The sequence below is a fragment of the Tenacibaculum soleae genome (genome assembly GCF_001693415.1).
GTDB classification, from domain to species: domain Bacteria; phylum Bacteroidota; class Bacteroidia; order Flavobacteriales; family Flavobacteriaceae; genus Polaribacter; species Polaribacter soleae.
Genome location: NZ_MAKX01000041.1, coordinates 29,923 through 48,614 on the forward strand (window position 1 = coordinate 29,923; position 18,692 = coordinate 48,614).

15 protein-coding genes are annotated in these 18,692 nt (G+C 31.3%); 13 read left to right on the top strand and 2 right to left on the bottom strand.

All coding sequences use genetic code 11. The features are described from left to right. The first annotated feature begins 26 nt into the window (after positions 1 to 26). From BA195_RS13365 to BA195_RS13390, 6 genes are all read left to right on the top strand, one after another. Positions 27 to 1,202: a 2-isopropylmalate synthase gene (locus tag BA195_RS13365; protein ID WP_068706295.1), complete on the top strand. Its 1,176-nt coding sequence runs from the start codon at positions 27 to 29 to the stop codon at positions 1,200 to 1,202. Continuing rightward, positions 1,202 to 2,584 (top strand): 3-isopropylmalate dehydratase large subunit, encoded by a 1,383-nt coding sequence (gene leuC / locus BA195_RS13370; protein WP_068706297.1) that lies wholly within the window; start codon positions 1,202 to 1,204, stop codon positions 2,582 to 2,584. Before BA195_RS13365 ends, leuC begins: the two co-directional genes overlap by 1 nt. A 1-nt stretch (position 2,585) precedes the next feature. Beyond that, positions 2,586 to 3,164, top strand: coding sequence for a 3-isopropylmalate dehydratase small subunit (gene leuD, locus BA195_RS13375; protein WP_068706298.1), 579 nt, complete (start codon positions 2,586 to 2,588; stop codon positions 3,162 to 3,164). Between the two features lie 11 nt (positions 3,165 to 3,175). Continuing rightward, positions 3,176 to 4,291, top strand: coding sequence for a 3-isopropylmalate dehydrogenase (gene leuB / locus BA195_RS13380; RefSeq protein WP_068706300.1), 1,116 nt, complete (start codon positions 3,176 to 3,178; stop codon positions 4,289 to 4,291). Between the two features lie 262 nt (positions 4,292 to 4,553). Next, complete coding sequence (gltB, locus tag BA195_RS13385) at positions 4,554 to 9,065, top strand: glutamate synthase large subunit (RefSeq protein ID WP_068706301.1); 4,512 nt, start codon at positions 4,554 to 4,556, stop codon at positions 9,063 to 9,065. Between the two features lie 4 nt (positions 9,066 to 9,069). Then, entirely contained in the window at positions 9,070 to 10,533 is a 1,464-nt protein-coding gene (locus tag BA195_RS13390; protein ID WP_068706303.1) for a glutamate synthase subunit beta, read from the top strand. Between the two features lie 59 nt (positions 10,534 to 10,592). Here the strand turns inward: BA195_RS13390 and BA195_RS13395 are convergent, their stop codons facing one another. Continuing rightward, entirely contained in the window at positions 10,593 to 11,219 is a 627-nt protein-coding gene (locus tag BA195_RS13395; protein ID WP_068706305.1) for an SOS response-associated peptidase family protein, read from the bottom strand. Between the two features lie 277 nt (positions 11,220 to 11,496). On the opposite strand from BA195_RS13395, the gene BA195_RS13400 reads away from it, so the two are divergent. The 4 genes from BA195_RS13400 to BA195_RS13415 all read left to right on the top strand — a co-directional run bounded on the left by BA195_RS13400 (position 11,497) and on the right by BA195_RS13415 (position 13,987). Continuing rightward, positions 11,497 to 11,658, top strand: a complete 162-nt coding sequence (locus tag BA195_RS13400) for a DUF1328 domain-containing protein (protein WP_068706307.1) — start codon at positions 11,497 to 11,499, stop codon at positions 11,656 to 11,658. 172 nt (positions 11,659 to 11,830) lie between these two features. Next, positions 11,831 to 12,379, top strand: coding sequence for a hypothetical protein (locus BA195_RS13405; RefSeq protein ID WP_068706309.1), 549 nt, complete (start codon positions 11,831 to 11,833; stop codon positions 12,377 to 12,379). A 198-nt stretch (positions 12,380 to 12,577) separates the two neighbouring features. Next, the gene (locus BA195_RS13410; RefSeq protein WP_068706311.1) at positions 12,578 to 13,081 is read left to right on the top strand and encodes a Dps family protein; all 504 of its coding nucleotides are present in this window, start codon (positions 12,578 to 12,580) and stop codon (positions 13,079 to 13,081) included. 36 nt (positions 13,082 to 13,117) lie between these two features. Further along, a complete protein-coding gene (locus BA195_RS13415) occupies positions 13,118 to 13,987 on the top strand; it encodes a mechanosensitive ion channel family protein (RefSeq protein WP_068706313.1) in 870 nt (289 codons plus the stop codon). 36 nt (positions 13,988 to 14,023) lie between these two features. On the opposite strand, the gene aroB is transcribed toward BA195_RS13415, so the two are convergent. Further along, complete coding sequence (gene aroB, locus BA195_RS13420; RefSeq protein ID WP_068706315.1) at positions 14,024 to 15,082, bottom strand: 3-dehydroquinate synthase; 1,059 nt, start codon at positions 15,080 to 15,082, stop codon at positions 14,024 to 14,026. Positions 15,083 to 15,186: 104 nt separating this feature from the next. Between aroB and BA195_RS13425 the strand changes: the two genes are divergently transcribed. The 3 genes from BA195_RS13425 (at position 15,187) to typA (ending at position 18,489) form a co-directional block, all read left to right on the top strand. Next, positions 15,187 to 16,350 (top strand): proline dehydrogenase family protein, encoded by a 1,164-nt coding sequence (locus BA195_RS13425; RefSeq protein WP_068706317.1) that lies wholly within the window; start codon positions 15,187 to 15,189, stop codon positions 16,348 to 16,350. Then, positions 16,350 to 16,646, top strand: a complete 297-nt coding sequence (locus BA195_RS13430; RefSeq protein WP_068706319.1) for an LETM1 domain-containing protein — start codon at positions 16,350 to 16,352, stop codon at positions 16,644 to 16,646. The genes BA195_RS13425 and BA195_RS13430 overlap by 1 nt, the downstream gene beginning before the upstream one ends. Positions 16,647 to 16,716: 70 nt before the next feature. Continuing rightward, positions 16,717 to 18,489 carry a translational GTPase TypA gene (gene typA / locus BA195_RS13435; RefSeq protein WP_068706321.1) on the top strand — a complete coding sequence of 591 codons (1,773 nt, stop codon included), beginning with the start codon at positions 16,717 to 16,719 and terminating at the stop codon, positions 18,487 to 18,489. Positions 18,490 to 18,692 lie beyond the last annotated feature (203 nt).

The window sequence follows — 18,692 nt, forward strand, 5'->3', positions numbered from 1 at the left end:
TATATAATGACAATTATTTTAGATTAATGAATAACGATAAAGTTCAAATATTCGACACCACTTTACGAGACGGAGAACAAGTTCCTGGATGTAAATTAGATACAACACAAAAACTAATTATTGCTGAAAGGCTTGATTTTTTAGGAGTTGATGTGATTGAAGCAGGTTTTCCTGTTTCTAGTCCAGGTGATTTTACATCAGTAAGTGAAATTGCAAAAATTGTAAAAAATGCTACGGTTTGTGGATTAACTAGGGCAGTTAAAAAAGACATTGAGGTTGCTGCTGCAGCTTTAAAACAAGCAGTTAAACCGAGGATTCATACAGGAATTGGAACAAGTGACTCACATATAAAGTATAAATTTAACGCATCACAAGATGAAGTAATAAGAAGAGGTAAAGAAGCAGTTTCTTATGCTAAAAATTTTGTAGATGATGTAGAGTTTTATGCAGAAGATGCAGGGAGAACTGACAATGCTTTTTTAGCCAAGGTATGTGAAGAAATGATAAAATCAGGAGCTACAGTTTTAAATATCCCAGATACCACAGGGTATTGTTTACCTGAAGAGTACGGAGCAAAAATTAAGTATTTAAAAGCACATGTAAAAGGTATAGAAAATGTTATAATTTCTTGCCATTGCCATAATGATTTAGGTTTAGCAACAGCAAATTCAATTGCCGGTGCTATTAACGGCGCAAGGCAAATAGAGTGTACTGTAAACGGAATTGGAGAGCGTGCAGGAAACACTGCTTTAGAAGAAGTAGTAATGATTTTAAAACAACATCCATATTTAAACCTACAAACCGATATCAATACACAATTATTATATGATACAAGTATTATGGTTCGCGAAAGTATGGGAATGCCTGTACAACCCAATAAAGCAATCGTTGGTGCCAATGCATTTGCGCACAGCTCAGGAATTCATCAAGACGGCGTAATTAAAAATAGAGAAACGTATGAAATTATGAACCCTGCCGATGTTGGAGTAACAGAAAGTGCTATTGTTTTAACCGCTCGAAGCGGAAGAGCAGCATTAGCATACAGAGCAAAAAAAATAGGGTATGAATTAACCAAGTTACAATTAGATACTGCCTATAAAACATTTTTAAATTTTGCCGATAAACAAAAAGAGATAATAGATGATGATTTGCATTTAATAATGAAAAAAGTAAGTAAAGTATCTAAAATAGCAATAGCATAATGGGAAAAACATTATTTGATAAAGTATGGGATGCCCATGTGGTAGATACTGTAAAAGATGGTCCACAGGTTTTATACATAGACAAACACTTAATTCACGAAGTTACCAGCCCACAAGCTTTTAATGAGTTAAAAGAACGTAATATTCCAATAGCGCGTCCGCATAAAATCGTAGCAACTGCCGATCATAATACGCCAACAGTAAATCAACATTTGCCTGTTAAAGATGTGCTGTCTAGAAATCAGTTAGCCCAATTAACCGAGAATTGTAAAGAAAATAATATTACGTTATATGAATTAGGACATAAAAATAACGGAATAGTACATGTAATTGCACCAGAACTAGGAATTACGCAACCAGGAATGACAATGGTTTGTGGCGATAGCCATACATCAACCCACGGTGCTTTTGGTACCATTGCTTTTGGTATAGGTACAAGTCAGGTAGCACAGGTATTTGCGAGCCAATGTTTGTTACTTCAAAAGCCAAAAAGCTTACGCGTTTCTATTAATGGAAAACTAAAAAAAGGAGTGTCTCCTAAAGATGTTATTCTTTATATCATAGCACAATTAGGAACCAATTCGGGCACAGGATATTTTTGTGAATACGCAGGAAATGTGTTTGAAGAAATGTCTATGGAAGGCCGTATGACAGTTTGTAATATGAGTATTGAAATGGGAGCAAGAGGCGGAATGATAGCCCCAGATGAAACTACTTTTGAATATGTAAAAGGTAGAGAATTTGCACCACAAGGAGCAGAGTTTGATAAAAAAGTAGCCTATTGGAAAACTTTAGCTTCAGATGTAGATGCAAAATTTGACCAAGAATATAATTTCAATGCGGAAGATGTTGAGCCAATGTTAACTTATGGTACCAACCCAGGAATGGGAATTAAAATATCAGAAAATATTCCAACCTTAAGCGATACTTCTTTTGAAAAGGCAATCGAATATATGAACTTTAAAAAAGGAGAAAGTTTAATAGATAAACCAATAAACTATGTTTTTATAGGAAGTTGTACTAATTCTAGAATTGAAGATTTTAGAGTTGCTGCAAATTATGTAAAAGGAAAACAAAAAGCCACTAATGTAAATGCATGGTTAGTTCCGGGCTCTCAAAAAGTAGCAAAGCAAATTCAAAACGAAGGCTTACAAACTATTTTTGAAGAAGCAGGCTTTGAATTACGTCAGCCAGGTTGTTCGGCCTGTTTAGCGATGAATGATGATAAAATTCCTGAAGGAGAATATTGTGTTTCTACATCTAACAGGAATTTTGAAGGGCGTCAAGGACAAGGAGCAAGAACCATTTTAGCAAGCCCGTTAATGGCAGCAGCAACAGCAGTTGAAGGAAAAATTATAGATATCACTAAACATTTAAACTAAGATGGAAAAATTTGTAAAATTAATTGATACAGCAGTTCCATTAACAACTGAAAACGTAGATACAGATCAGATTATTCCTGCTCGCTTTTTAAAGGCAACCGATAAAAAAGGATTTGGAGATAATGTGTTTAGAGATTGGCGTTATCATAAAGATGGAAGCGTAAACGAGGAATTTATTTTAAATAATAAAAATTATAAAGGCAGTATATTAATTGCTGGCGATAATTTTGGCTGTGGGTCAAGTAGAGAGCATGCAGCTTGGGCATTGGCTGGTTACGGTTTTAAAGTAGTAATCAGTAGTTTTTTTGCCGATATATTTAAAGGAAATGCATTAAATAATGGCATTTTACCTGTGCAGGTGTCTGAAGATTTTTTAAATAAGTTACTTGAAAGAGTGGCGCAACAATCAGATACGATTATAATTATCGATTTAGAAAACCAAATAATTAAAACACCAGTAGGAACAAGTGAATTTGAAATTAATTCCTATAAAAAGCTATGCTTAATTAATGGTTATGATGATATTGATTTTTTAGTAAGTAAAAAAGATAAAATAGAAGCTTTTGAAGCTTCATTATAAAAGATAAAAAGATGAAATTTAATATAGCAGTAATTCCAGGAGATGGTATTGGGCCAGAGGTAACTACACAAGCTCAAAAAGTGTTAAAAGCAATTGCAAATGTGTACGATCATACATTTATATTTAAAGAAGCACTAATGGGAGCTTGTGCTATTGATGCAACAGGAAACCCGTTACCAGACGAAACCATTACTTTATGTAAAAAAAGTGATGCTATTTTATTTGGTGCTATCGGGCATCCTAAATATGATAACGACCCAACAGCAAAAGTACGTCCTGAGCAAGGGTTGTTAAAATTACGAAAAGAATTAGGGTTGTTTTGTAACGAACGACCAGTAAAAGCATACCAACAATTAATTGAAAACTCTCCGTTGAAAAGAGAAATTATTGAAGGAACCGATATCACCATTTATAGAGAGTTAACAGGAGGAATTTATTTTGGGATTAAAGAAATAAGTGATGATAAACAAATTGCTTTTGATGGATGCTCTTATTCGGTAACAGAAATAGAGCGTATTGCACATTTAGCATTCAAAGCGGCTCAAAAAAGACGCAAAAAACTAACCTTGGTTGATAAAGCAAACGTTTTAGAAACCTCTCGATTATGGCGAAAAACAGTTACTGATTTAGCGAGTAATTATCCAGAAGTAGTGTTAGATTTTATTTTTGTAGATAATGCTGCGATGCAATTAATATTAAACCCTAAACAGTTTGATGTAATATTAACAGAAAATTTATTTGGCGATATTTTATCTGATGAAGCAAGTGTAATTGGTGGGTCTATTGGCTTATTAGCTTCATCTTCTTTAGGAGAAGAGAATGCTCTATTTGAACCAATTCATGGTTCATTTCCGCAAGCAACCGGAAAAAATATTGCAAACCCTTTAGCGTCTATATTATCAGCAGCAATGCTATTAAAACATTTAAACTTACATAACGAAGCTGAGGTTATTGAGCGAGCAGTAGAAAAATCATTAGAATTAGGTATTACAACTGAAGATATTAATTCTGAACAAAATTTTGGAACCAATAAAGTGGGTGATTTTATTGCTGATTTTATTTACAATCAAGAAGATAGTAATATTAATTTTCAAAATATTCATACCGGGCAGAGCACCATTATTTAAGTCTAAAAAAACATTACAAAAAAAACACTATTCCTTTTTCGAAAAAGGAATAGTGTTTTTTTTGTAAAATGTTGAAAATAAGTTGGTAATTGGTTTTAGGTTAATTGCTGTTACCATAAATTTAATTTTTAAAACTAATTGTTATATTTTTAATGTTTTTGTAAAAAAATGAGTTATTCGTGCGTTTAATTCTGCTTTTCATCTATTTTGTTAAATTATATTTATTAAAATTACTACTTTAGTGAGTATAATTTAATTTAGAATGGAAAAACAAGGATTGTATTTACCCGAATTTGAACACGAAAATTGTGGTGCAGGTTTTATCTGTAATTTGAATGGAGAAAGAACGAATAAAATTATACACGACGCATTAGAAATTTTAGTAAAGTTGGCGCATAGAGGTGGCGTTAGTTCTGATGGAAAAACTGGTGATGGAGCAGGTTTACTAATCGATATACCTCATAATTACTTTAAACGTGTTTGCGATTTTACAATTCCCAACCAAAGAGAGTACGCAGTTGGAATGGTTTTTCTTCCTAAAAATATAAATCAATATAATTTTTGTAAAACTACTTTTGAAAAAGAGGTAGTATCTCAAGGACTTACAGTTTTAGGTTGGAGAAAAGTACCTGTAGATGCTTCTCAATTAGGGGAAATAGCCTTTAAGTTAGAGCCTAATATAGAGCAGCTTTTTATCAATAAACCTGAAAAAATAAGTGAAACTACTTTTAAAGCAAAATTATATGCAGCTCGTAAAATAGCAGAACATACTATTAGAAAATCTAAAACTTCAGAAAGCGCATACTTCTATGTTTCAAGTTTATCTATAACAACCATAATTTATAAGGGGATTATTAAACCAGAAGATATTGGCGCTTATTATAAAGATTTACAAGAGCAAGATTTAGTTACGCGTTTAGCCTTAGTACACCAACGTTTTTCTACCAATACAATGCCAACTTGGGAGTTAGCACAACCGTTTAGATATTTATGTCAAAACGGAGAAATAAATACATTACGAGGTAACATAAGTAGAATGCGAGTTAGAGAAGAAATTATGAAAAGTGATGTTTTTGGCTCGCAAATAGATAAACTTTTTCCAATAATTTTACCAGGTAAATCTGATTCAGCTTCTATGGATATGGTGGTAGAATTATTAACACATACAGATCGTTCTTTACCAGAAATTATGATGATGATGATTCCTGAAGCTTGGGAAAAACACAAAACCATGTCTAAAGAAAGGAAAGCTTTTTACGAATACAATAGTTGTATTATGGAACCTTGGGATGGCCCCGCATCAGTACCTTTTACAGATGGAGATTATATTGGCGCTTTGTTAGATAGAAACGGATTAAGACCTTCAAGGTATACAGTAACAAAGAGTGGAAACTTAATTATGTCTTCAGAAATTGGTGTGGTTGATGTAGCGCCAGAAGATGTAAAAGAGCATGGAAGATTAGAGCCAGGAAAAATGTTTTTGGTGGATATGAATGAAGGTAGAATTATTGAAGACGAAGAAATAAAAAGTAAAATTGTTTCAGAAAGACCTTATCAAGAATGGTTAAATAAAACACGTTTACATTTAAAAGATGTACCGTATACTGGTAAAACTTGCCCAATTGAATCTGTTGATATAAAAACCCGTCAACGTTTATTTAATTACACTTTTGAAGATATTCAAGAAGTAATTACCCCAATGGCAATTGTAGGTAAAGAAGCGTTAGGGTCGATGGGAATTGATACGCCGTTAGCAGTTTTATCAGACCAACCTCAATTAATTTCAAGTTATTTTAAGCAATTATTTGCACAAGTAACCAATCCGCCTTTAGATGGTATTCGTGAAGAAATTGTAACAGATATTAGTTTAAATTTAGGAAAAGATAGAAATATTTTTAGCATTACCGAAAGACAATGTAGAAAATTAGAAATCCAAAATCCTGTAATATCTAACGATGATTTAGAAAAAATAAGAAATATCTCGGTAGAAAGTTTTAAAGCAGAAACAATTGAAATTTTATATAAAAAATCAGAAGGACTTAACGGGTTAGAAGATGCTTTAGAATCAATTGTTGTTCAGGTAGAAAAAGCTTTAACAAGAAAAACAAACATTATAATACTATCAGATAGAGGCGTAAATAAAGAATTTGCGCCGATACCAGCATTATTAGCTTGTTCGTTTGTAAATCATCAATTAAACAGATTACGTAAGCGTTCTTTTTTCGATATTATTATTGAATCGGCAGAACCTCGTGAACCACATCATTTTGCAACTTTATTTGGTTATGGCGCAAGTGCTATTAATCCGTATATGGTAAATGAAATTATCCGTTCTCAAGTAAAAGAAGGTTTTATAACCGGAATGGATGAACAAAAAGCGGTTGATAATTTTAATACCGCTATCGGAAAAGGAATTTTAAAAGTGATGAATAAGATAGGGATTTCAACCTTACATTCTTATAGAGGTTCTCAAATTTTTGAAATCGTAGGTTTTAATTCTCAATTTGTAGAAAAATACTTTCCGTACACCGCTTCTCGAATAGAAGGTATTGGTTTGTATGAAATAGAAAAAGAAATAGATAAACGTTACAAACAAGCATATCCAAGTAAAGAGATAGATAAAAATTTAAGCCTAAATATTGGAGGTAACTATCGATGGAGAAGAAATGGAGAACGTCATTTATTTAATCCAACTACGGTAGCAAAACTACAGCAAGCAGTTAGATTAAGTGATCAAGACAGTTATAACGTATATGCAAAAGCGATCAACGAGCAGTCAGAAAGCTTGATGACTATCCGTGGTTTGTTTGAGTTTAATAATTTAGATCCTATTCCTTTAGATGAGGTAGAACCTTGGACAGAAATAGTAAAACGTTTTAAAACAGGCGCTATGTCCTACGGATCTATTTCGCGTGAAGCTCATGAAAATTTAGCCATTGCGATGAACAGAATTGGTGGGAAATCTAATTCGGGTGAAGGAGGTGAAGATAGAAAACGTTTTCAAAAAGATGTAAATGGCGATAGTAGAAACTCAGCAATTAAACAAGTTGCATCTGGGCGTTTTGGAGTAACTTCTCATTATTTATCAAGCGCAAAAGAGATTCAAATAAAAATGGCGCAAGGTGCAAAACCTGGAGAAGGAGGTCAGTTGCCTGGTGAAAAAGTATTACCTTGGATTGCATCCGCAAGAAACTCAACCCCTTTTGTAGGATTGATTTCTCCACCGCCCCATCATGATATTTATTCAATTGAAGATTTAGCACAATTAATTTACGATTTAAAAAATGCAAATCGTGAAGCAAGAATAAATGTAAAACTAGTTTCAGAAGTAGGTATTGGTACCATTGCAGCTGGTGTTGCAAAAGCAAAAGCCGATGTTGTTTTAATTTCTGGTTACGATGGTGGTACAGGAGCTTCACCGCTTACCTCATTAAAACACGCAGGTTTACCTTGGGAACTTGGTTTGGCAGAAGCACAACAAACACTGGTTTTAAATAAATTAAGAAGTAGAATTGTTGTAGAGTGTGACGGGCAATTAAAAACAGGTAGAGATGTTGCAATTGCAGCATTATTAGGAGCTGAAGAATTTGGTTTTGCAACCGCTCCATTAGTAGCTTCGGGTTGTATTATGATGCGTAAATGTCATTTAAATACGTGTCCGGTAGGTATTGCTACGCAAGATAAAGAATTACGTAAAAACTTTAAAGGAACGCCAGAGCATGTAATTAATTTCTTTTATTATATAGCAGAAGAGTTGCGACAAATCATGGCACAACTAGGTTTTAGAACTTTGGCTGAAATGGTTGGGCAAACAGATAAAATAAATGCCAACAAAGCAATTAAGCATTATAAAGCCAAAGGATTGGATTTATCGAGTATTTTACATAGACCAGAGGCTTATAAAAGCATGTCGCTTAAAAATACTGAAAATCAGGAGCATAATTTAGAAAACGTGTTAGATTTTACGATACTTAAAGATTCTCACAGAGCTTTATATCGAAAAGAAAAAATGAATCTTACCTATTCAATAAAAAATACAAACCGTACAGTTGGAGCGATAGTGAGTCATGAAGTTTCAAAAATTTACGGACATTTAGGTTTACCAGAAGATACATTGAACCTTAATTTTACGGGTTCTGCAGGACAAAGTTTTGGAGCTTTTGGAGCACACGGATTAACTTTTACTGTGGATGGTAACACGAATGATTATTTAGGAAAAGGTTTATCTGGAGCTAAATTAATCGTAAAAAAACCTGATAAAGCTGACTTTATAGCTGAAAATAATATCATTGTAGGTAATGTTTGTTTATTTGGTGCTGTTGAAGGACAAGCTTATATAAACGGAATTGCAGGTGAGCGTTTTGCTGTTCGTAATTCTGGAGCAACAGCAGTTGTTGAAGGTGTTGGAGATCATTGTTGTGAATACATGACAGGTGGTAGAGTTGTTGTTTTAGGTAAAACAGGAAGAAATTTTGCCGCAGGTATGAGTGGAGGAATAGCTTATGTTTTTGATGCGCAAAATAAATTTACAAATGGATTATGTAATACAGAAACAATAGATTTTGAAGCGGTTTTAAATGAGGATGCAGAAGAATTAAAAGCGATTATTAAAAAACATGTTTTATATACAGGTAGTAAAAAAGGAGCTGCTTTATTAGCTGATTGGGATGCATGTTTAAAAAACTTTGTAAAAGTAATGCCAATAGAATACAAGCGTGCTTTAGAGCGTATAGAAACAGCAAAACCAATGTTTGAAGAATTAACAATAGCATAATGTCATGGGAAAAGTAACAGGATTTAAAGAGATTGAAAGACAAGATGAAACGTACATAGCTGTAAAAGATCGTGTAAAAAATTATAAAGAGTTTACCGTTGCCCTTTCTAAAAAAGATTTAGAAAAACAAGGGTCACGTTGTATGGATTGTGGTATTCCTTTTTGTCATAGTGGTTGCCCGTTAGGAAATTTAATTCCAGATTTTAACCACATGATACATCAAGGTGAATGGCAAAAAGCGTCATGGTTATTACATTCTACCAATAATTTTCCAGAGTTTACAGGACGTTTATGTCCAGCTCCATGCGAAAAAGCATGCGTATTGGGTATTATTGAAGATCCAATTTCTATTGAAAATATTGAGAAAAATATAGTAGAACGTGCCTTTAAAGAAGGATGGATAAAACCACAACCGCCAAAAAGTAGAACCCAAAAAACAGTTGCAGTTATAGGTTCTGGGCCGGCAGGTTTAGCAACAGCGCAACAATTAAATAGAGCCGGCCATACGGTTACTGTTTTTGAAAGAGATGATGAGGTAGGTGGTTTGTTACGTTACGGAATTCCTAATTTTAAATTAGAAAAAGGAATTATAGATCGTCGTGTAGCAATTTTAAAAGCTGAAGGAATTTTATTTAAAACCAATGTAAATGTTGGTGTTAATTATAATGTAGAAGATTTAAAAGATTTTGATGCATTGGTTTTATGTGGTGGTGCTACCGATAGACGTAGTTTACCAACAACAGGTATCGAGACAAATGGTGTTGTACAAGCCATGGATTTTTTAACCCAACAAACAAAAGTAGTTTTAGGAAAAGATGTTGAAAACCAAGTTTTAGCTACTGATAAAAATGTAATTGTTATTGGTGGTGGAGATACAGGTTCGGATTGTATTGGGACTTCTAATCGTCAGGGGGCAAAATCGGTAATAAATTTTGAGATTATGCCAAAACCCCCAGGACATCGTTCACCAACTACACCATGGCCTTATTGGCCTTTGCAATTAAAAACATCTTCTTCTCATCAAGAAGGTGTAGAGCGTAATTGGTTAATAAATACGAAAGAGTTTGTTAAAGATGAAAAAGGAAATTTAACCGCTTTAAAAACAGTAAATGTAAAGTGGGAAATGGTTCCAGGGAAACGACCTAAACTTATAGAAATTGAAGGGACAGAAAAAACATGGCCTTGTGATTTAGCTTTATTAGCTTTAGGTTTTACAGGGCCTGAAAGCACGTTGGCAGATAAATTAGGTATTGAAAAAGATGTTCGCTCTAATTATAAAGCTGCATATGGAAAATATCAAACGAGTGTTTCAAATATATTTACAGCGGGTGATATGCGTCGCGGACAATCTTTAATTGTTTGGGCTATTTCAGAGGGTAGAGAAGCGGCAAGACAAGTTGATATTTACTTAACGGGAAAATCAGAATTACCTTCTAAAAATATTACAGGTGATTTGGTAAAATTATAATTGAAAAAGAGAAGTTTCCCCTAAGAAAAAGTGTTGTTTTAAGTAACAGCACTTTTTTATCAAGTTATCTTTTGAATATTGTATGTTGTAATGTATGGTTTGTTTATTATATAATTAATGTCATTATATTTCAGTGATTTATTAAGCCAAACGTTTTTTAAAATTTGAGGGATTTGTAAAGGCATTACATTATATAAATTGTTTTGAGTATTTAATTTTTTTGTTGCCTTTGTGTTAATTACGGTACAGGTGGTAAATCCATCGTATGTAGTATTATACACTCCTGCTAAATAAAAAGGTTTTTGATCTTTTTTTTCAACCAAATAATTTTCAATTTCACCATTTATAAGTTTATGAGTATAAAACCCTGTAACAATAAGTAGACACCTTCTTGTTTGTAAAGATCCTTTAAATAAGATATTCTCTTTTATTTCTTTTTTATTAGTGTGTAGAGAATGTTTTATATGTTGAAATTTTTTCCAATCTTCGTTATAGTTTTGAGGTAATATACCCCAAATACCATGTGTTATTTTATTTGGAGAATCCATAGTAATTAAACAAATAGTTTGTTCTTTTAAACCGTTTATCTTACGTTTTGACTTGTAAAGGTGTGGGTACTTAAATTTTAATTTTGTAAAGTCTTTAATTTGCTCTTTTGTTGCTATGTTTGATAATTTATAATTCATTATTGTATTTTAAATATAACCAAAAGTATTGTAATTTACTCCTCTCAGTAACTAAGATAGGTTTACTATCTACTTAGTTTTATGTTAAACTTACTAAACAAAATTAGATATAATCACAAAGTTTTTTTAATTCAAAAGAAATACTTTTTAACCCATTTCAATTAATTTTAAATGAGTTAAAAATTAATTGAAATGAGTAAACCGATGTTTAACCCTCTGAGTAATTTTGTAGTGCACAATAGTTGTGTGTATTATTAACTTAAAAAAACGAAAAAATATGTTACGTTGGACGATCACATTTATTATTATAGCTTTAATAGCAGGTTTTTTAGGATTTAGTGGAATTGCAGGAGCAGCAACAGGTTTTGCTAAAATTGCTTTTTTCTTATTTATTATTCTTTTTATTATTTCTCTTTTAACAGGAAAAAAAAGATTGTAAGTGACAATTTTGTTACTCAAATAAGTAATAGATTTAAGATAGAAAGTTTAAAATTATTAGTTTTTATTAATTTTAAAGTGAGTTAATAATTGTTATGGTTTTAAAAAGTATAAGAAATATAATAAGCGAGTGTAAATAAAAAAGCACTCATAATTTTAAAAATATATTTAAAATGAAAAATTTATTCATAGGTTTATTGTTAGTAGGAGTTATTACTACAGTAAACTCACAAACAGAAGTTGTTAAGACAACAAAAGTAGAAAAATCTCAAAAAGTAGATAAAAACGGTGTTAAATACAATACTAAGGTAAAGGTTGTTACTGAAAAATCTCAAAAAGTAAAATTTAATCCAAATCAGAAAAATAAACTAAACCAAAAAATAGTAGATAGCCCTATTACGGTAACCAAAAATATAATGGTTGACAATGATAAAGATCCCTTTTACGATACTAAAACAAAAGTTACGTACTTTAAGTATAAACAAGTAAAATATGATTTTTTAATCAATCAAAATGATTTATTAATTACATATAAATTAAAAGATAAAGATATAACATCAGCAAAAGCATTAAAATCAATAAATAATAATTTTTATGTTGTGGCTGGAAATGATTTTAATGGGGTAGGGTATTTTAATAGTCAAGGTGATTTTATAGTAGAGTATAAAGATAAAAAATCTGATAAGCTAGAATATGCAACTTTTGAAACTTTTAAAATGTAAAAATAAAAAAGAGGGTCTCCCGTATAACTTTTTAATACGATTTTATTTATAAGGATGAGTTTAACTCATCCTTTTTTTTATTTAATATTTACGTTAAATGAAATGAGTTAGTATATATATTAAATGAGCAAATAAAGAATGGGGTTACTTTTTACTTTTGTAGTGTAAATGAATTATTAATTTAAAAAATAAAACAATATGAGTTATTTAAATATGCAGAATGAGAGTGTTTTACCAGTAGCAAAAGAATTAAATCAATTATTAGCTGATTACCATGTTTACTACCAAAAATTAAGAAATTTTCATTGGAATATAGTTGGTAAAAACTTCTTTGAACTTCATAATAAATTTGAAGAAATGTATGTTGATGCAAGAGGAAAAATAGATGAGGTTGCAGAGCGTATCTTAACATTACAATACCATCCTATAAGTAGGTATAGTAGATATTTAAAAATATCATCAATATCAGAAGAAAGCCCTTTTCAAACAGATACAGATATGGTATATATATTGTTAGATGATCATAAAATCTTATTAGAACAAATGTCAAAAGTAATTAAAAGAGCAGAAGAAGCAGAAGATGAGGGGACAATTGATTTAATGGGTAATTATATTGCTTCTTTAGAAAAAACGAGTTGGATGTTGAATGCATGGACAAAGAGCACAGTTGAACAATTAAAAGAGGATATTGTTTTGTCTTAAAATGATGAGTAATTAATAAAAAAATTAATGTAAAATATGATAAAATTAAAAAATACTATTCAATTATACTGGAATGAGTTTATTGAACAAATTCCAAATATATTTATAGGAATACTTATAATCACAATAGGTTTTTTAATAGCAAATTATATCGCTAAAATTTTTAGGACTACCGTATCTGTTAAAACAAAAGACCCTTTAATGACAAACTTTTTAACTAAAACAGTTAAAGTCGGTTTAATAATTGTAACCATAATGTTAGCTTTAAAGGTAGCAGGTTTAGGTGGTGTTGCAACCGGTTTGTTAACAGCTGCAAGTGCAAGTGCTGTAATAATTGGTTTTGCATTTAAAGATATTGGTGAGAATTTTATATCGGGAGTAATTTTATCATTTAATAGACCTTTTGATGTGAATGATACCGTTAAGATTGGTGACATTTTTGGAAAAGTTAAAATGATGGAGTTTAGGTTTACAAAACTAAAAACGTTTGATGGTAGAGATGTTTATATTCCTAACAGTGATATTATAAAAAAAGCAGTTTATAACTATACGGAAGACGGTTTTTATCGGTTAGATTTTACTGTTGGTATAGATTATGAAGATGATGTAGATTTAGCCAAAAAAGTTATTATAAACACAGTTGTAAATACTATAGGAGTTATAGATACAGAAAAACACCAATGTTTTGTAACTGTAGATAGTTTAGGTGTTAGTACTGTAAATCTAAAAGTTATTTTTTGGACAAAGACAAAAGAATATAAAAGAGCTGCTTTAGAAGTTAAAAGTGATGTTATTAAAAATGTAAAAACGGTAATTACTAAAAATGGTTTAAATATGCCAGCCGATATTACAGAAATAAAATTATATGGCTCTCAAGACAGCATACCAATAACAGTAACTAAATAAAACAAAAAAGAGCAACTAATTAGTTGCTCTTTTTTATTATGACTTATAATAGTTTAAACTGTCCTTAATTAGTTGATTTGAAACCTTGCAGTTAAGTTCAAAATTTTCATAATCACTTAACAAAACAAAATTTATTTCACCACCAATATTTTTCTTATCATGCTTCATTAATTCGATGATTGAAGAAAAATCTTCTTTTTTAATATCAATTTTACCATAAATAGCAATAATAGCTTTTTTAACTTCCTGAAGTTTATCTGAAGGGAAATCTAATATTTTAGAAGAAAGAAAAGTTTCACAAACTATCCCAATAGCAATAGCTTCACCATGTGTTAAATTTTCTTTTTCAGGATTTTCTAAAAAGTAAGATTCCACACCATGGCCAATAGTATGCCCCCAATTTAAAACTTTACGAATATTTTGCTCTTTAGGATCCTTTAAAACAACTTCGTTTTTTATTTCGATAGAACGATGAATTAAATCAATAATATTTAAACTAGCATTACCCTTAATTTCATTAAACAACTTAACGTCATGTGTCATACCATATTTAATAATTTCGGCAGTACCTGATCTAATTTCACGAGCAGAAAGCGTATGTAAATATTCAGGATCTAAAACAATCATTATAGGGTTTGCAAACAACCCAATTTGATTTTTTAAAACACCTAAATCAATTCCGGTTTTACCACCAACAGAAGCGTCAACCATACTTAATAACGTAGTTGGTACGTTAATAAAATCAATCCCACGTTTAAAGGTAGCGGCAACAAAACCACCTAAATCAGTAATAACACCACCACCTAAGGTTATTAGTAAACTTTTTCTATCAGCACCCAGTTCTGTTAAAACATTCCAAACCCCTACGCAAGTTTCAATATTTTTATGAATTTCACCAGCATCAATTTGAATAACCTCGATGGTTTTGTTGGTATCTAGTAAAGACATAAATCGAGGATAACAATGTGTAAGTGTATTATCATCAACCAAAATAAAGATAGATGAGTAATTGTTATGTCGAATTAAATTTGCTAATTCTAAATATGCTTTTTCATTAAAATGAATAGGATATGTTGCTGCTTGAATAGAAGTCATTTCAATCTAAAATTTAAAGCGAAAATAAATAGAAAAAATTAAAATATATCATAAGGGTCATTTATATTTGTAATAGAAATCAAACATATATATAGACTTCGATAATGACACTTTTTAACAACACCGAAACTGCTTTTCAATTAAAATCTGATTCAGAATTAGAGCGCGCTTACTTTTTATTTAAAATGATACAAAATCAACCTATGGTTCGTATAGGTACCGCAGTGACTAATTTTGCATTAAAAGCACATTTGCCGGTTGAAGGATTAATTCGTTCTACTGTTTTTGATCACTTTTGTGGCGGAGTAACAGAAAATGACTGTTTACCAGTTATTGAAAAAATGCACACTAAAGGTAGTGTATATAGTGTTTTAGATTATTCAGTTGAAGGTAAAGAAGAGGAAGAAAGCTTTGATGATGCTTTAAAAATGACCTTAAAAACAATTGATTTTGCTGAAGAAAAAAAATCAATTCCTTATGCAGTTTTTAAACCAACAGGTTTCGGACGTTTTTCACTATATCAAAAATTAACAGAAGGAGAAGTACATACCGATGAAGAAAAAGTAGAATGGGAAAGGGTGGTAGCTCGTTTTCATACAGTATGTAAAGCGGCGGTAAAAAAGAACGTGCCTTTATTAATTGATGCTGAAGAAAGTTGGATGCAAGATGCTGCAGATGATTTAATTGAAGAATTGATGGAGATTTACAATAAAGAAAAAGCTATTGTATTTAACACATTACAAATGTATCGTCATGATCGTATGGATTATTTACGAAGTTTACATCAAAAAGCACATCAAAAAGGATATCATATTGGTATGAAAGTGGTACGTGGAGCTTATATGGAAAAAGAGCGAGAACGTGCAGAAGAAAAAGGATATAAATCGCCAATATGTAAAGATAAACAAGCTACTGACGATAATTATAATGAGGCTATACGTTTTATGATGGAGCATAAAAATATGGCAATATTTGCAGGAACTCATAATGAAGAAAGTTCATTTTTATTAATGAATTTAGCAAAAGAATATAAAATTGCTAGTAATGATAACCGTATGTGGTTTGGACAATTATATGGAATGAGCGATCATATTAGTTTTAATTTAGCAAAAGAAGGATATAATGTTGCTAAATATGTACCTTTTGGACCTGTACGAGATGTAATGCCATACTTAATTCGTAGAGCAGAAGAAAATACTTCGGTAGCAGGACAAACATCAAGAGAGCTTAATTTACTAAAAATAGAAAGAAAGCGCCGTAAATTATAATGAATACGGTTGATGAAATAAAGGAAGCTATTCAAAAAAATAAAAAACGATTAGCAAAAGAACTTCAAGAAAGTAAAGAATTGATTTTTTTAATAAAAAAATCAATTACTACCAGCTTGTCTGATGAAGAAAAAAATAAAGTAAAAACTCAAACCTTAGATATATGCAAAGCTATTCCTGCTTTTGCAGTCTTTATGTTGCCAGGAGGTGCTTTATTATTGCCTTTATTAATAAAATTAATTCCAGATATTTTGCCAAGTGCCTTCAGGGAAGATGACCAAGTGTTAGAAGAATGAAAATAATTCATTATCACTTATAGTATTCATTTATAAAACACTACTTTTGCAGCTTCAAAAACGAGCAAGAATGCAACCAATTAGAAACATCGCTATTATAGCACACGTTGATCACGGTAAAACTACCTTGGTAGATAAGATTATAGATCAAGCAAAAGTTTTAGACGAACGTAAAGAACGTACTGATTTATTGTTAGATAATAATGATTTAGAGCGTGAAAGAGGAATAACAATTCTTTCTAAAAACGTATCTGTAAATTATAAGAATACAAAAATCAATGTAATTGATACACCTGGTCACGCCGATTTTGGTGGAGAAGTAGAGCGTGTATTAAAAATGGCTGATGGTGTTTTATTGTTAGTTGATGCATTTGAAGGGCCGATGCCGCAAACTCGTTTTGTATTAGGAAAAGCCTTAGAATTAGGATTAACTCCAATCGTAGTAGTAAACAAAGTTGATAAAGAAAACTGTACTCCTGATATTGTTCATGAAAAAGTTTTCGATTTAATGTTTGCTTTAGAAGCTACTGAAGAGCAGTTAGATTTTACAACAATCTATGGTTCTGCAAAGAACAACTGGATGAGTACTGACTGGCAAAATGAAACAGATAATATTGTACCTTTATTAGATGCTGTATTAGAATCTATTCCAGAAACTAAATACAACGAAGGAACTCCACAGATGCAAATTACGTCGTTAGATTTTTCTTCTTTTACAGGAAGAATTGCTATCGGACGTGTTTTTAGAGGAGATTTAGAAGCTGGTAAAGATTACATGCTATGTAAAGCAGATGGATCTACTAAAAAAGTAAGAATTAAAGAACTACACGTATTCGAAGGAATGGGTAAGGTTCAAGTAAATAAAGTTCCTTGTGGAGATATTTGTGCTATTACAGGTATCGAAGGATTTGAGATTGGAGATACAATTGCCGATTTAGAAAACCCAGAAGCATTACCAAGAACAGAAATTGACCAACCTACAATGAGTATGTTGTTTACAATTAACAATTCACCTTTCTTTGGTAAAGAAGGTAAATTTGTTACTTCTCGTCATTTACGTGATCGTTTATTTAAAGAATTAGAAAAGAATTTAGCATTAAAAGTTGAAACTACAGATTCTGAAGATAAATTTAATGTTTATGGTCGTGGAGTATTACACTTATCCGTATTGATTGAAACAATGCGTCGTGAAGGATATGAATTACAAGTAGGTCGTCCGCAAGTAATTATTAAAGAAATTGATGGTAAAAAACACGAACCAATGGAAACATTGTCTATCGATGTACCAGAAGATGTTGCCTCTAAAGCAGTAAACTTAGTTTCTTTACGTAAAGGAGATTTAATGGTAATGGAGCCTAAAGGAGATTTACAACACTTAGAGTTTACAATCCCTTCTCGTGGATTAATTGGATTAAGAAATAAAATATTAACAGCTACTTCGGGGCAGGCTATTATAAATCACCGTTTTTCTGAATACGGCCCTTATAAAGGAGATTTTACTGAAGAAACAAAAGGTGCTATTGTATCTGCAGCAGCAGGTAAAGCTACAGCTTATGCTTTAGATCGTTTACAAGATAGAGGTAAGTTTTTTATCGATATTAACCAAGAAATTTACATTGGTCAAGTTATCGGTGAAAACAGTAAAGCTGATGATATGGCTGTGAATTTAGTAAAAGGAAAGCAGTTAACAAATATGCGAAAATCAGGAACTGATGACGCTATGAAAATTGCTCCGAAAATAGATTTTTCATTAGAAGAATGTATGGAGTATATTAAAGCAGATGAGTACTTAGAAGTAACACCAGAAAGTTTACGTATGCGTAAAATTACATTTAAAGCATAAGTTTATAATTATACAATAATTTAAAACCACCTTTTTAGGTGGTTTTTTTGGTTAAAAAATTATTCTGTAATAGTTAAAATTCCCATAATGAAATATGGATGAATCTTGACGTTTATATTTTAAGTTGTTTTATAAAACAATAATATTTTACGTGTAAATTAATGGTTTTTAAAGAGTTCTAGTAGTTTTTATTTCAAAGCTAA